Source organism: Rahnella sp. JUb53, assembly GCF_004346065.1.
Taxonomy (GTDB): Bacteria; Pseudomonadota; Gammaproteobacteria; order Enterobacterales; family Enterobacteriaceae; genus Rahnella; species Rahnella variigena.
The window spans coordinates 169,794-184,035 of record NZ_SLYT01000003.1; the positions used below are offsets into that span (position 1 = coordinate 169,794).

The window sequence follows — 14,242 nt, forward strand, 5'->3', positions numbered from 1 at the left end:
GTTTATATTATTGTGAGCGCATAACAATTTACCGGGGAGAAATTATGAATTCATCAGCGGAAGATAAGTTATCATCGCTGGCCACTGTTCTGGCCCGCCGTGACTGGGAAAAACCTGCCTCGACGCAGTGCAACAGATTACCTGCGCATCCGCCATTCAGCAGCTGGCGTAATGCTCAGGAAGCCAGAGAAAATCAGCCATCAGAAAAAGTACGCAGCCTGAACGGGGAATGGGTATTCAGCTATTTCACCCGTCCGGAAGCGGTCCCGGAGCAATGGCTAAAGCAGGATCTGGCGGATGCAGATCCCGTACAGGTGCCATCCAACTGGCAACTGGCAGGTTATGACGCACCGATTTATACCAACGTACAGTATCCGATCCCTGTCAATCCGCCGTTTGTGCCTGAAGAAAATCCTACGGGTTGTTACTCGCTCACAGTTTCTGTGGATAAAGACTGGCTGAGCAACGGACAGACGCGCATCGTGTTTAACGGCGTCAATTCAGCGTTCTATTTGTGGTGCAACGGTCAGTGGATCGGCTATTCGCAGGACAGCCGTTTACCGGCGGAATTCGATCTCAGTCATGTGCTGCACTCGGGTGAAAACCGTCTGGCGGTGATGGTGCTGCGCTGGAGCGATGGCAGCTATCTGGAAGATCAGGATATGTGGCGCATGAGCGGCATCTTCCGTGATGTCACGTTGATGCATAAACCGGTGGAGCAGATTACGGATTACCAGCTGCGCACGCATCTGTTCCATGGCTTCACGCAGGCCGAGCTGGAAGTGCAGGTCAGTGCCGCCGTGCCGCAGGAAAATGCAGCTGATTATCAGGTGCGCGTCCAGTTATGGCAGGGCGATAAACCGGTCGCAGAACATCAGCAACCGCTAGGCAGCGACATTATCGATGAGCGCGGGGCGGCATATGACCGCACTACGCTGCGCCTGCCGGTCAGCCAGCCGGTTTTATGGAGCGCAGAACAACCGGCGCTGTATCGTGCCGTGATTTCCCTTATTTCTCCGCAAGGCCAGCTTATAGAAGCCGAAGCCTGTGACGTCGGTTTCCGTCAGGTGGAAATCAGCAACGGGCTGCTGAAAGTGAACGGTCAGCCGGTATTGATCCGCGGCACCAACCGCCACGAACATCATCCTGAGAACGGTCAGGTGATGGATGAAGCCACCATGCGCCGTGACATTGTGCTGATGAAACAGCACAACTTTAACGCCGTGCGCTGCTCGCATTATCCGAACCATCCGCTGTGGTACAAGCTGTGTGACGAATACGGTCTGTATGTGGTCGATGAAGCCAATATCGAAACCCACGGCATGCAACCGATGAACCGTTTGTCGGACGATCCGGTATGGTTCAACGCTTTCAGCGAACGCGTTACACGTATGGTTCAGCGCGACCGCAATCATCCGTGCATCATCATCTGGTCACTGGGCAACGAATCCGGGCATGGCGCAAACCACGACGCGCTGTACCGCTGGATCAAATCTGTCGATCCGACCCGTCCTGTGCAGTACGAAGGCGGCGGCGCTAACAGTGCTGCAACTGACATTATCTGCCCGATGTATTCCCGCGTTGAGCAAGATCAGCCGTTCCCGGCGGTACCAAAATGGTCGATTAAAAAATGGATCAGCATGCCGGATGAAACACGTCCGCTGATCCTCTGCGAATACGCTCATGCGATGGGTAACAGCTTCGGCGGTTTCGATAAATACTGGAAAGCCTTCCGTCAGTTCCCGCGCTTGCAGGGCGGTTTTGTCTGGGACTGGGTCGATCAGAGTCTGCTGCGTACCGGCGAAGACGGCGAACGTTATATGGCTTACGGCGGCGATTTTGGCGATACGCCAAACGATCGTCAGTTCTGCATGAATGGTCTGGTATTTGCCGACCGGACGCCGCATCCGTCCTTGTTCGAAGCGCAGCGCGCCCAGCAATTCTTCCAGTTCTCCCTGACCGGCACCTCGCCGCTGACGCTGGAAATTCACAGTGAATACCTGTTCCGTCACAGTGATAACGAACAGTTAGTCTGGCGCATTGAACGTGACGGCGAAGTCATCTCGCAGGGCGAAACGGTACTGAATATCGCGCCATGCGGTAAACAAACGTTAGAGCTGGGCGATATCCCGCAGGCAGAAGGTGATTTGTGGCTGAACGTCGCAGTACACCAGCCGCAGGCAACTGCGTGGTCAGAAGCGGGGCATCGCAGCGCATGGGATCAATGGCAACTGCCGCAGCCGCTGACCTTGCCGGTGCCGGAGAAAATCTCCGCCGCTGCGCCGGTTCTGGATCAGCAGGGCGACCTGATTTCCGTAGTACACGGCGCGCAACGCTGGCATTTTAGTCAGCAAACCGGCCAGCTGGAACAGTGGTTTGATGGCAAAACGCCGCGCCTGCTTAGCGCACTGCGCGACCAGTTTGTCCGTGCGCCGGTGGATAACGATATCGGCGTCAGCGAAGTCACACGTATCGATCCGAATGCCTGGGTGGAGCGCTGGAAAGCCGCCGGCATGTATCAGCTGGAATCGCGTCTGCTGAATATCTCCGCCGATCAGTTGCAGGACGGCGTGGTGATTATTACCACGCACGCGTTTATGGCGGGCGAGGAAATGCGCCTGCTGAGCCGCAAAATTTTCCGCATCGATAATCAGGGTGAGTTGCATATCAGTGCCGATGTGCGTGTGGCAGCAAACGTACCGTCGCCGGGGCGCATTGGCCTGACCTGTCAGCTGGCAGAAACAGCAGAAAACGTCAGCTGGCTGGGGCTGGGGCCACACGAAAACTACCCGGATCGCCGTCTGGCCGCACAACATGGGCGATGGACTTTGCCACTTGGCGAACTCTATACCCCATACGTTTTTCCGACCGAAAACGGCCTGCGCGGGGATACCCATGAGCTGGAATATGCCGGATGGAAACTGCGCGGTAATTTCCACTTTGGTCTTAGCCGCTACAGCCTGCAACAGCTGATGGAGACCAGTCATCGTCATTTATTGCGTGAAGAAGAGGGCACCTGGCTGAACATCGACGGCTTCCATATGGGCGTCGGCGGCGATGATTCGTGGAGCCCGAGCGTCAGCCCGGATTTCCTGCTGACAGCCGGTCAGTATCATTATTCGTTCACCATGAAACGTGCCTGACAGCCTGCGCCGCCGTGTTAATCCCCGGCGGCGCGATATTCAGACGTAAGGAAACTGCTTATGTATTACCTGAAAAATACTAACTTTTGGATGTTCGGGCTGTTCTTCTTCTTTTACTTTTTCATCATGGGTGCCTACTTCCCGTTTTTCCCGATCTGGCTGCATGATATTAACCAGATCAGCAAAAGCGACACCGGCATTATCTTCGCCAGCATTTCGCTGTTCTCGCTGTTATTCCAGCCGGTGTTCGGTTTACTCGCCGATAAACTGGGGCTGAAAAAGCATCTGCTGTGGATCATCACCGGTATGCTGATCCTGTTCGCGCCCTTCTTTATCTACGTGTTTGGCCCGTTACTGAAAATTAATATTTATCTCGGTTCGGTCGTTGGCGGGATTTACCTTGGCCTGATTTATAACGCCGGTGCGCCTGCCATTGAAGCCTATATTGAGAAAGTCAGCCGCCGCAGCAGCTTTGAATTTGGTCGTGCCCGCATGTTTGGCTGTGTCGGCTGGGCGCTGTGTGCGTCGGTAGTCGGTATCATGTTCACCATCAACAATGAGTTCGTGTTCTGGCTTGGTTCCGGCTGTGCGGTGATCCTCGCGATTCTGTTGCTGATCGCCAAACCTGAAGTCACCTCCAGCGCCCGCGTGGCTAACGAACTGGGCGCGAACAGCAAACCGTTCAATCTCAAACTGGCCGTCGAACTGCTGAAAGATAAAAAACTGTGGTTCCTGGCGTTGTACGTCATCGGCGTTTCCTGCACGTACGACGTGTTTGACCAGCAGTTTGCCAACTTCTTTACCTCGTTCTTCACATCATCTTCTGAAGGGACGCGCGTCTTTGGTTATGTGACCACCATGGGCGAACTGCTTAACGCCTGTATCATGTTCTTCGCGCCGCTGATTGTGAACCGCATTGGTGGCAAGAATGCGCTGCTGCTGGCCGGGACAATTATGTCTGTACGCATCATCGGCTCGTCTTTCGCGTCATCACCGCTGGAAGTGGTGGTACTGAAAACTCTGCATATGTTCGAGGTGCCGTTCCTGATTGTCGGTTGTTTTAAATACATTACGTCCGTATTTGAGGTGCGCTTCTCTGCGACGATTTATCTGGTGACGTTCTGCTTCTTCAAACAGGTGGCAATCATCTTTATGTCGGTGTTCGCGGGCAATATGTATGACCGTATCGGTTTCCACGGAACGTATCTGATCCTGGGCTTGGTCGCACTGACCTTCACGATAATCTCAGCCTTTACGCTGAGTGGTCGCGGGCCATTGCAGGCCTTCAAAACGCCCGAGTCGCTGAAAAACAGTCACGCAAATTCTTAATTTATCTGAAGTCTTTCCTACAGGATTGGCACTTCATCGCATTGTTAGTTAACCTTAAAGCACACTTGCTGCCCGCATCGTCGGGCGGCTTTGGTTTCTTGCAGCCCGTCAGGGTGTAATTTTGGGGTACTTTAAATGGATGATTTGAACGTTGTAGGCAGCATTAATAATGCTGGCAACTGGTTGGTGAGAAACCAGGCCTTACTGCTTCATTACGCTGTGAATATTGTGGCCGCTATTTTCATTCTGATTGTCGGTATGATTATCGCCCGCATCGTTTCCGGTGCCGTTAGCCGGGTCTTAAAAGTTCGTGGCATTGATATTACGGTTTCCGACTTCCTTTCCGCCATGGTGCGTTACGCGATTATTGCGTTCACTCTGATTGCGGTTCTGGGACGGATCGGCGTGCAAACCACGTCCGTGATTGCGGTTATCGGTGCCGCCGGTCTGGCCGTCGGTCTGGCATTGCAGGGTTCACTGTCTAACTTTGCAGCAGGCGTTTTGCTGGTGATCTTCCGTCCGTTCCGGGCCGGTGAATATGTTGACCTTGGTGGTGTGGCGGGTACTGTCACTCAGGTACAAATTTTCTCGACTACCCTGCGTACGCCGGACAACAAAATCATTGTGGTACCGAACGGTAAAATCATCGCCGGTAACATCATCAACAATTCCCGCGAACCGACCAGCCGTATCGACCTGACCATTGGCGTGGGTTATGACTCTGACATCGATCTGGTAAAGCAACTCCTCACCGAGATCGTCAGTGCCGATCCGCGTGTTTTGAAAGATAAAGACGTTGTGGTTCGTCTGAACGAAATGGCAGCCTCAACCCTGAATTTCATCGTGTACGCATGGACCAGCAACGGTGATGCGCAGAACGTGAAGTGGGATCTGCTTGAGTCGTTCAAACGCGCACTGGATAAAAACAACATCAACATTGCCTATCCGCAGATGGATGTTCACCTTTATCAGGTCGCGAATGCGGCAGGCAACCAGCAGGAAGAACGTCGCTCGTTCGAATAACACATTCCTGCCAGATTCCGATTTTCTCAGGCGCCTGCGGGCGCCTTTTTCATGCCTGACGTTTCAGCTCGTCGCTGATAAGCCAGCCTAATGAGCGATTAGAAATATCCATTTCCTCTTATGCCAGCAAAGCCCTTACACTGCGCGCAATCTTAGTTATTAACACTTTGTCATCAACCCTCTGTTATCAACTCTCGAAGGAGTTCTCCGTGCTGGCTATTTTCCTGCAAGGACTGGCGATGAGCGCCGCAATGATTTTACCGATTGGCCCGCAGAATGCGTTTGTAATGAATCAGGGCATCCGCCGTCAGTATCACCTGATGATTGCCGGATTGTGCGCGCTGAGCGATATCGCGCTGATCTGCGGCGGCATCTTTGGCGGCAGCGCGCTGCTGAGTCAATCTCCGACATTACTGTTACTGGTGAGCTGGGGTGGAGTGGCGTTTTTACTGTGGTATGGCTGGGGCGCATTTCGCACCGCATTCAGCAAAAATCCTGAACTGGCGCAGGCCGAAGTGGCGAAGCAAAGCCGCTGGAAAATTGTCGTCAGCATGCTGGCGGTCACCTGGCTAAATCCGCACGTATATCTCGATACTTTCGTGGTACTCGGCAGTCTGGGGGGCAGTCTGAGCCCTGATGAGCGTTCGTGGTTTGCGCTCGGTGCGGTCAGTGCATCGGTAATATGGTTCTTCGGGCTGGCCATCCTCGCCGCGATGCTGGCGCCGTGGCTGAATACCGGCAAAGTGCAGCGGGTCATCAATTTTATCGTTGGCGTGATCATGTGGGGCATTGCCGTACAACTGGCTCGCCAGACCGGTGTGCTTTAAGTTTTCAGCCTTAAATCAGCTTTTGTCACTAATCTTAGTTTCAGTTGTAACGGATTATGCTACGGTTTCGCAGATTGTTTTGACCTATCTATTGCCAGATCTTTGATGATTAATGGAGGCACTGTGAAACTGAAAGCATTAGCTGTAGCAGCGATGTTGGGATTAGGGACATTACCTTTGGCGTTGCAGGCGGCGGAATTACCTGCCGGACCGCACGTGGTGACGTCAGGCACGGCGAGTGTTGATGCGACGCCGGATATCGCGACGCTGGCGATTGAAGTCAGCGTGTCGGCGAATGATTCAGCCAGCGCCAAGAAACAGGCTGATGAACGCGTAGCGGCCTATTATGCGTTCCTGCAAAAAAACGGCATTGAGAAAAAAGATATCAATGCGGCCAACCTGCGTACTCAGCCGGAATACAATTACCTGAAAGACGGCACCTCACAGCTGAAAGGCTACCGTGCTGTGCGTCAGGTGCAGGTGACTTTGCGTCAGCTGGATAAACTGAACGAATTGCTGGATGGCGCACTGAAATCAGGTCTGAATGAAGTGCGTGCGGTTGAACTGGGCGTGGCTAATCCGGATAAATTCCGTGATGAAGCGCGTCAGAAAGCCATCGAAAACGCTACTCAGCAGGCGAAATCACTGGCTGAAGGCTTCAATACCAAACTGGGGCCGGTTTACAGCATTCGTTATCACGTGGCTAACTACCAGCCAATGCCGGTGGCGCGTATGTATAAAACCGCCGAAGCCGCAGGGCAGAGCGATGTCGCGCAGACCTATGAGCAGCAGAGTATTCACTTCGACGATCAGGTCGATGTGGTGTTCGAATTGCAGCCGCAGGCACCAGCACCAGCACCAGCACCAGCACCAGCACCGGCTCAGTAAACCTGACGCCGTGAAAATGAAAAACCCGCTCCGGCGGGTTTTTTGTTTTCTGAATTTAATGCCACCGGTTACGGCTATTTATCTGCTGAAAACGTTACGTCTTTTTGTGCCTCCAGTACCCGTAATCTTTCTGTCAGTGCCTGACTGACCGACACATAAGCCGTGCTGCCGAGCGCGAGACGCAGCGGCGGATTCACTTCATCGGCAGCGGCGATCATCGCCCTGACGGTGTTCAGCGCGTCGCCTTTAATGGCGAAATCACCGGATGCAATCGCACGGCGTACTTCACCGGCAGGCGTGGTTTCATAGCAGTCCATCGGCTCGGCGTGATCCAGACCTGCGCCAAATTCCGTACTGGTCGGGCCCGGTTCAATAATCAGGAAGTCGATACCAAACGGTCTCACCTCCTGCGCCACCGATTCGACAAATCCTTCAATTCCCCATTTTGTTGCATGATATAGGCTGAAATTCGGATAAGCGATCTGCCCGCCTTCTGATGAAACCTGCACAATCCGGCCGCCTCCTTGTGCGCGCAGGTGTGGCAAAACGGCGCGGATAAGCTGGATAGAACCCACCAGATTGGTGGCGATCTGTCTTTCGATTTGCCCGTCACTGACTTCTTCACCTGCGCCAAACAGGCCGTAACCGGCATTACTGACCACCACATCTATACGTCCGGCTTTGGCAAATGCAGCGCCGACGGCGGTTCGGATAGCCGATGTATCGGTGATATCGAGCATGAGGATTTGCAGCCGATCTCCATAACTTGCCAGCAAGTCGTCAAGCGCGCCCGGTTTGCGTAATGTGGCGATCACCCTGTCGCCGCGCAGAAGCAGCTGCCCGGTGAGCAGGCGTCCGAGGCCGGTGGATGTTCCGGTAATAAACCATGTCTTTGTCATTCTCAAATTCCTCAATTACAGACGTTGCCAGACATTCAGGGTAGGGCAATACTATTGGTGCGTTAATACCCAATAAACTGCATGAACAGGTGAACATTAACCACCAATGAACACGCCATCCATGAACAAACCGACTCTGGCAGAACTCCGGGCCTTTATGGCTATCGCCGAACACGGGAGTTTCCGCCGCGCCGCCGATCTTTTGGGCATCACGCGATCGTCGCTCAGCCACGTTATGCGCGGGCTGGAAGATCGCCTTGGCGCACGCCTTTTGCACCGCACTACGCGCAGTGTGTCGCTGACTGAAACGGGCGAACGCTTGCTGAAACGCATCGATCCGCTAATGAGCGGGCTGGATGCCGCGCTGGAGGATGTCGCGGGTGAGCAGGGGCGACTGACCGGTGAACTGCGCATTAACGGCAGCGAAGGCGCTATCCGCCTGTTGTTGCGGAATATTGTGCCAGAGTTCATGACGCGTTATCCCGGTGTGACGCTGGATCTGGTGGCGGAAGGAAAGCTGGTGGATATTGTCGGGCAGGGTTTTGATGCGGGGATCCGGCTGGGAGAAGCGGTTCCACGGGACATGATCGCTGTGCGGCTCAGCCCCGATTTACGATTTCTGGCCGTAGCATCACCGGATTATCTTGCTGTGTATCCGGCCCCTGAAACGCCGGATGACCTTGCTCGTCATCAGTGTTTGCGGCAGCGTCTGCCCAGCGGCAAACGCTATCGTTGGGAATTTCAAAAACGCGCAGAGGAAGTGGCAATTGATGTGCCCGGAAATCTGACGCTGGACAATACACAACTGATGGTTGAGGCCGCAGAGGACGGGCTGGGGATTGCGTATGTTCCGGAAGATTATGCGCGGGTAGCGCTGAAAGAGGGGCGCTTAATCGCGGTGCTGGAAGACTGGTGTCCGCCTGTCCCTGGTTTGTTTCTGTATTTCTCGGGAAACCGTCATGTACCTGCGGCTTTGCGGGCATTGATCGAAATGGTCCGGGAGAAAAGCGGTTAAGCACCGCTTTCCATACCGGATATTTTCATCAGTCCTGACGCAACACCTGATGACCGTGGGCGATCAGCGCGTCAGTGACTTTACGCATCATGCGGCTTTCGGGCGCAAAACGGTGCCAGTAAAGCATACGGCGCTGGAACAGGCCGGGTGTCAGGTCGATCAGTTCGCCGCTTTCCAGTTCTTTCTCGATTTGCAGATGCGGGATCATGCAGCAGGTGGTGCCCTGACGGGCCAGCTGCACAAAGGCTTCCGACGAGTTAACGATGTGGCACGGTACGCTGCCCGGCGACAAATCGAAGTTCTGTTGCAGGAACGCCTGATGCATATCGTCCAGATGGTCAAACGCCACTGCAGGCGCTTTCAGCAAAGCAGAGCGTGTCACGCCGTTCGGGAAGTAGCGGTCCGCAAAGGGCCTTGAGCCGACAAACAGATAGTCGAGCGCACCCAGCTGATCCACCAGACAACTCGGCAGCGGCTGTGGCTGAATACTCACCGCACCGACCACTTCGCCACGACGCAGACGTTCCTGCGTGCGAGTTTCATCTTCCACCTGCAAATTTAGACGGATAGGTGAATCGACCAGCACCGATTTCAGCGCCGGTAACAACCAGGTCGCCAGACTGTCGGCGTTCACCGCCAGCGAAAGCAGCAGCGGCGTATCATTGCTTTCATTATTGCTGTCACTGCCCAGCCACTCTTCTTCCAGCAATTCCACCTGATGCAGTAATGCCAGTAATTTCTGACCCTGCTCGGTCGGACGAGGCGGCACGGTACGCACCAGCAAAGGCTGGCCGAACAAATTTTCCAGTTGTTTAATGCGCTGAGAGACCGCCGATTGAGTGATGCAAAGCTTCTGTGCGGCGCGCTCAAAACCGCGCTCGCGGATCACCGCGTCCAGTGCCTGCAGCGTTCTATAGTCCGGGCGTTTCATCGGAGTTCTGTCCCTTAGATTTAATTTTATCCGAACACTATGCCACAGATTGTCAGGATTTGTGGTGAGGAAAATCTTTGTGTTTGCTGCACAATTGCACTTAATAAGTGTGATCTGGCTGCGGTGATGTTTATCCATATTGGCGGGACATGCTTTATAATCACCGGCACTATTCGTTACATCGAATCATTCACGCCACTTTCGTGTTATCAGACAGAGAAGCCATTATGACGCAGGAAGAATTGAAAAAAGCAGTTGGCTGGGCCGCACTGGATTACGTCACGCCGGGCACCATTGTCGGTGTCGGTACCGGATCTACCGCCGCACATTTCATTGACGCACTGGGTTCCATCAAAGGCCAGATTGAAGGCGCGGTTTCCAGCTCAGACGCCTCTACCGCAAAACTGAAAAGCTTAGGCATCCACGTTTTCGACAGCAACGAAGTGGACTCGCTGGATGTGTATGTTGATGGCGCGGATGAAATCAACGGCGCAATGCAGATGATCAAAGGCGGCGGTGCAGCGCTGACCCGCGAAAAAATCATTGCGGCGATTGCCAAAAAATTCATCTGTATCGTGGATGCTTCCAAGCAGGTTGATGTGCTGGGTAAATTCCCGCTGCCGGTAGAAGTGATCCCGATGGCCCGCTCTTATGTCGCGCGTGAACTGGTGAAACTCGGTGGCCTGCCGGAGTACCGTCAGAATGTCCTGACCGACAACGGCAACGTGATCCTCGACGTGCATAACCTGAGCATTATGGATGCCATCGCGCTGGAAAATAAGATCAACGGGATCGCCGGTGTCGTGACCGTCGGCCTGTTTGCTAACCGTGGTGCTGACGTGGCGCTGGTCGGGACTTCTGAAGGCGTTAAAACTGTTAAGCTGAAATAATCCAGCGATAAGCAGAAGATCTGGCTGCTCAGATAAAAGCAGCCAGACACACTCCTGTCATAACACAATGTTATGAAGATGATAATTTTCTGGCTGAATCATCTTTTCTTCAAAAGCCTTAATTTGGTGACTTATGTCACATTCCTGAAATTCTCCTCCTGAACGTCTGGCTCCATAAAATCTAACCAGCACGAAATGCTGAAAACCCTCTGGCGAGGTGAGCCTTCTGCTGCCTGTCAGGCAATCGTTTGTATTGATGATGGCGGATTTTTTGTTATGTTGACTGTGAGCAGTCACCTAGCAGTTCGATTTCAGCCAGAAAAATATAGGGTCGGGAAATGGCAAAAGTATCACTTGAGAAAGACAAGATTAAATTTTTGTTAGTGGAAGGCGTCCACCAAAGTGCGGTTGATACACTCCGCGCCGCGGGCTACACCAATATTGAATTTCACAAAGGTGCTTTAGATACGGAGTCGCTGAAAGAATCGATCCGTGATGCGCACTTTGTTGGACTCCGATCGCGTACTCAGCTGACTGAAGAAGTGTTCCAGGCAGCCGAAAAACTGGTGGCTGTTGGGTGTTTCTGTATCGGGACCAATCAGGTTGATCTGAAAGCGGCGACCCGTCGCGGTATTCCGGTCTTCAACGCACCGTTCTCCAATACCCGTTCGGTTGCCGAAATGGTGCTGGGCGAAATGCTGCTGATGATGCGTGGCATTCCTGAAGCTAACGCCAAGGCGCACCGCGGTATCTGGAACAAACTGGCTGTCGGCTCGTTTGAAGCGCGCGGTAAACGTCTGGGTATCATCGGTTACGGCCACATTGGTACGCAGCTGGGGATTCTGGCGGAAAGCCTGGGGATGCGTGTCTTCTATTATGACATCGAAAGCAAACTGCCTTTAGGCAACGCGCAGCCAATTGCCACACTGGAAGAATTGCTCAATACCAGCGACGTCGTCACGCTGCATGTGCCGGAAACAGCAGGAACCAAAGACATGATTTCTGAAGTGCAGCTGGCGCAGATGAAGCCGGGCGCACTGCTGATCAACGCCTCACGTGGTACGGTCATCGACATTCCTGCGCTGTGCAATGCGCTGCGTAACAAACATCTTTCCGGTGCGGCTATCGACGTCTTCCCGGAAGAACCGGCGACTAACAGCGACCCGTTCAATTCTCCGCTGTGTGAATTCGACAACGTATTGCTGACGCCGCACATCGGCGGTTCGACAATGGAAGCGCAGGAAGGTATCGGTCTGGAAGTCGCAGGCAAACTGGCGAAGTACTCTGACAATGGTTCAACGCTGTCAGCGGTTAACTTCCCTGAAGCCTCTCTGCCGGCGCATACCGAGAAAGCCAGCCGTCTGCTGCATATCCACGAAAATCGTCCGGGTGTGCTGACCAGCATCAACCAGATTTTTGCGGAACAGGGTATCAACATTGCTGCGCAGTACCTGCAAACCAGCCCTGAAATCGGTTATGTGGTAATTGATGCAGAAACGGATATCAATACGCTGACTACCGCGCTGCAACTGATGAAGGCCATTCCGGGCACCATCCGCGCACGTTTGCTGTACTGATTACATCAGTCGTAAATATTAAAGCCGCCGAAAGGCGGTTTTTTGCTTTCTGGTTTCAGAGAAATAAAGAAGGGATATCAGGAAAGTGAAGAATGTCGGGAGGGGATCTTACCGGGATGACTTATCATTCAGAAGTAAAAAGCATTCAGAAGTAAAAAGCACTCAGAAGTAAAAAGCATTCAGAAGTAAAAGGAGAGGGCGACCAGACCACAAAGGATCAATGATGACAGGGTGATTTCAAACTGGTAGCGGCGCAGTGTCATCTGTCAGTACCTCAGAATAAAAACCGGAGAAAAAAACACCCGGCGAGCCGGGTGTTAAATTAACAGTCTTGATAAGAGTGAGCAGTAATACTCACGAAGACTTCTTCGTTACTTCTTATGCTGCTGGCGTTGCTTTTGCAGCCGGAGCAGCTTTCTTAGCATGTTTCACGTGTTTTTTAGCAGCCTGAGCTTTCTGAGCTACCGGAGCAGCTTTCTTGGCATGTTTCACGTGTTTTTTAGCAGCCTGGGCTTTCTGAGCTACCGGTGCAGCTTTCTTGGCATGTTTCACGTGTTTTTTAGCAGCCTGGGCTTTCTGAGCTACTGGTGCAGCTTTCTTAGCATGTTTCACGTGTTTTTTGGCAGCCTGGGCTTTTTGAGCTACTGGCGCTTTCTTAGCTGCTTTTTTGTGTTTCTTGGCAGCCTGGGCTTTTTGCACAGGTTTTTTGTGTGCTTTGTGTTTGGTCGCATGAGCCGGAGCAGCGGTAGTTGCTGTTGCAGCTGGTGCTGGAGTTGCGGTGGTTTCAGCAGCGAAAGCAACTGAAGACAGGCCCATTGCAGCGGCTACAACCAGAGCTAATACTTTTTTCATGTGTAATTCCTTAAGAATTTTTGGTTTATGTGTCCACCCCACTGCGGGGCCGGTGAGAGAATAATAGGCGTGACGAACAGCGCTGTCCGTGAGTGATTGGTATCGGCGTGTAACGGTATGTATAAATAAAGAGATGTGTTTTATTTCAGAGTGTTAGTGGGGATGATGTGTGGTTTGGCGTAAAGATAACCTGCTTAGTTACAACATACTAAATGTTGCTTGCAGCTTATGGTGTATCTGCGCTTTACAGCGATGTTTTATTGTCTGGCATTACCATGTCCATACTTTACCTGGCGTAATTACTTCAGGTAACGGCACATCCCAGTGTTCTGTCGGCAACGCATCCACATGCTGGCAATCGTGCGCCAGACCTATCGGATACGGCCCGCCTTCCTGCCAGTTTTCCAGAGTACGGTCATAAAAGCCGCCACCCATCCCTAAACGGTGCCCGGTGCTGTCGAAGGCGACCAGTGGCGTCAGGATGATATTCAGCTGTAATAAAGGAATGACCTGTGCGACGTCCAGCTGCGGCTCAAGGATTTTGAGGCGATTGCGGACCAGCGGTGTTTCGGGCGTATAACGCAGAAAAAGCAGATTACCCGCAGAGAAAGGGTGTAGTACCGGCAGGCAAAGTTGCTTACCTTCGCGCCATAAGCGGTCGATCAGGGGGGCTGTATCCAGCTCGCCATCAAAAGACAGAAAGACGGAAATGTTTTTTGCGGATTGAATCTCAGGATGCGTGGCGACACGTTCTGCGGCCTGATGGGCAAAATGCGTTTGCTGCTCAGCGGTCAAAGAGTTTCTGCGTTGGCGAATTTCAGTGCGGATAATTTGTCGGGCTGAAGCGAAATGAGGAGTGTAGGGCATA

At 53.0% G+C, this 14,242-nt stretch carries 12 protein-coding genes; 8 read left to right on the forward strand and 4 right to left on the reverse strand.

All coding sequences use genetic code 11. The features are described from left to right. Positions 1–44 precede the first annotated feature (44 nt). The 5 genes from EC840_RS08520 to EC840_RS08540 all read left to right on the forward strand — a co-directional run bounded on the left by EC840_RS08520 (position 45) and on the right by EC840_RS08540 (position 7,210). The gene (locus EC840_RS08520) at positions 45–3,143 is read left to right on the forward strand and encodes a beta-galactosidase (protein ID WP_132964970.1); all 3,099 of its coding nucleotides are present in this window, start codon (positions 45–47) and stop codon (positions 3,141–3,143) included. 60 nt (positions 3,144–3,203) lie between these two features. Further along, positions 3,204–4,472 carry an MFS transporter gene (locus tag EC840_RS08525; protein ID WP_112288980.1) on the forward strand — a complete coding sequence of 423 codons (1,269 nt, stop codon included), beginning with the start codon at positions 3,204–3,206 and terminating at the stop codon, positions 4,470–4,472. 135 nt (positions 4,473–4,607) lie between these two features. Then, positions 4,608–5,495, forward strand: coding sequence for a small-conductance mechanosensitive channel MscS (gene mscS / locus EC840_RS08530; RefSeq protein ID WP_112288979.1), 888 nt, complete (start codon positions 4,608–4,610; stop codon positions 5,493–5,495). A gap of 209 nt (positions 5,496–5,704) precedes the next feature. Continuing rightward, entirely contained in the window at positions 5,705–6,322 is a 618-nt protein-coding gene (argO, locus tag EC840_RS08535) for an arginine exporter ArgO (protein WP_113878242.1), read from the forward strand. A 123-nt stretch (positions 6,323–6,445) separates the two neighbouring features. Further along, positions 6,446–7,210: an oxidative stress defense protein gene (locus tag EC840_RS08540; protein WP_132964972.1), complete on the forward strand. Its 765-nt coding sequence runs from the start codon at positions 6,446–6,448 to the stop codon at positions 7,208–7,210. 74 nt (positions 7,211–7,284) lie between these two features. Here the strand turns inward: EC840_RS08540 and EC840_RS08545 are convergent, their stop codons facing one another. Further along, the gene (locus tag EC840_RS08545; RefSeq protein ID WP_132964974.1) at positions 7,285–8,109 is read right to left on the reverse strand and encodes an SDR family oxidoreductase; all 825 of its coding nucleotides are present in this window, start codon (positions 8,107–8,109) and stop codon (positions 7,285–7,287) included. 121 nt (positions 8,110–8,230) lie between these two features. Here EC840_RS08545 and EC840_RS08550 point away from each other — a divergent pair, with 121 nt between their 5' ends. Next, positions 8,231–9,124, forward strand: a complete 894-nt coding sequence (locus EC840_RS08550) for a LysR family transcriptional regulator (protein WP_129637934.1) — start codon at positions 8,231–8,233, stop codon at positions 9,122–9,124. A 28-nt stretch (positions 9,125–9,152) separates the two neighbouring features. Here EC840_RS08550 and EC840_RS08555 read toward each other — a convergent pair whose 3' ends face one another. Beyond that, entirely contained in the window at positions 9,153–10,055 is a 903-nt protein-coding gene (locus EC840_RS08555) for a LysR family transcriptional regulator ArgP (protein WP_112288975.1), read from the reverse strand. Positions 10,056–10,282: 227 nt separating this feature from the next. On the opposite strand from EC840_RS08555, the gene rpiA reads away from it, so the two are divergent. Together rpiA and serA are read left to right on the forward strand one after the other, a co-directional pair. Beyond that, positions 10,283–10,945: a ribose-5-phosphate isomerase RpiA gene (gene rpiA, locus EC840_RS08560; protein WP_112288974.1), complete on the forward strand. Its 663-nt coding sequence runs from the start codon at positions 10,283–10,285 to the stop codon at positions 10,943–10,945. A 338-nt stretch (positions 10,946–11,283) separates the two neighbouring features. After that, positions 11,284–12,522: a phosphoglycerate dehydrogenase gene (gene serA, locus EC840_RS08565; protein WP_112288973.1), complete on the forward strand. Its 1,239-nt coding sequence runs from the start codon at positions 11,284–11,286 to the stop codon at positions 12,520–12,522. 378 nt (positions 12,523–12,900) lie between these two features. On the opposite strand, the gene asr is transcribed toward serA, so the two are convergent. Then, a complete protein-coding gene (asr, locus tag EC840_RS08570) occupies positions 12,901–13,374 on the reverse strand; it encodes an acid resistance repetitive basic protein Asr (RefSeq protein WP_113878248.1) in 474 nt (157 codons plus the stop codon). A gap of 270 nt (positions 13,375–13,644) precedes the next feature. Beyond that, positions 13,645–14,241 carry a 5-formyltetrahydrofolate cyclo-ligase gene (locus tag EC840_RS08575; protein ID WP_132964976.1) on the reverse strand — a complete coding sequence of 199 codons (597 nt, stop codon included), beginning with the start codon at positions 14,239–14,241 and terminating at the stop codon, positions 13,645–13,647. Position 14,242 lies beyond the last annotated feature (1 nt).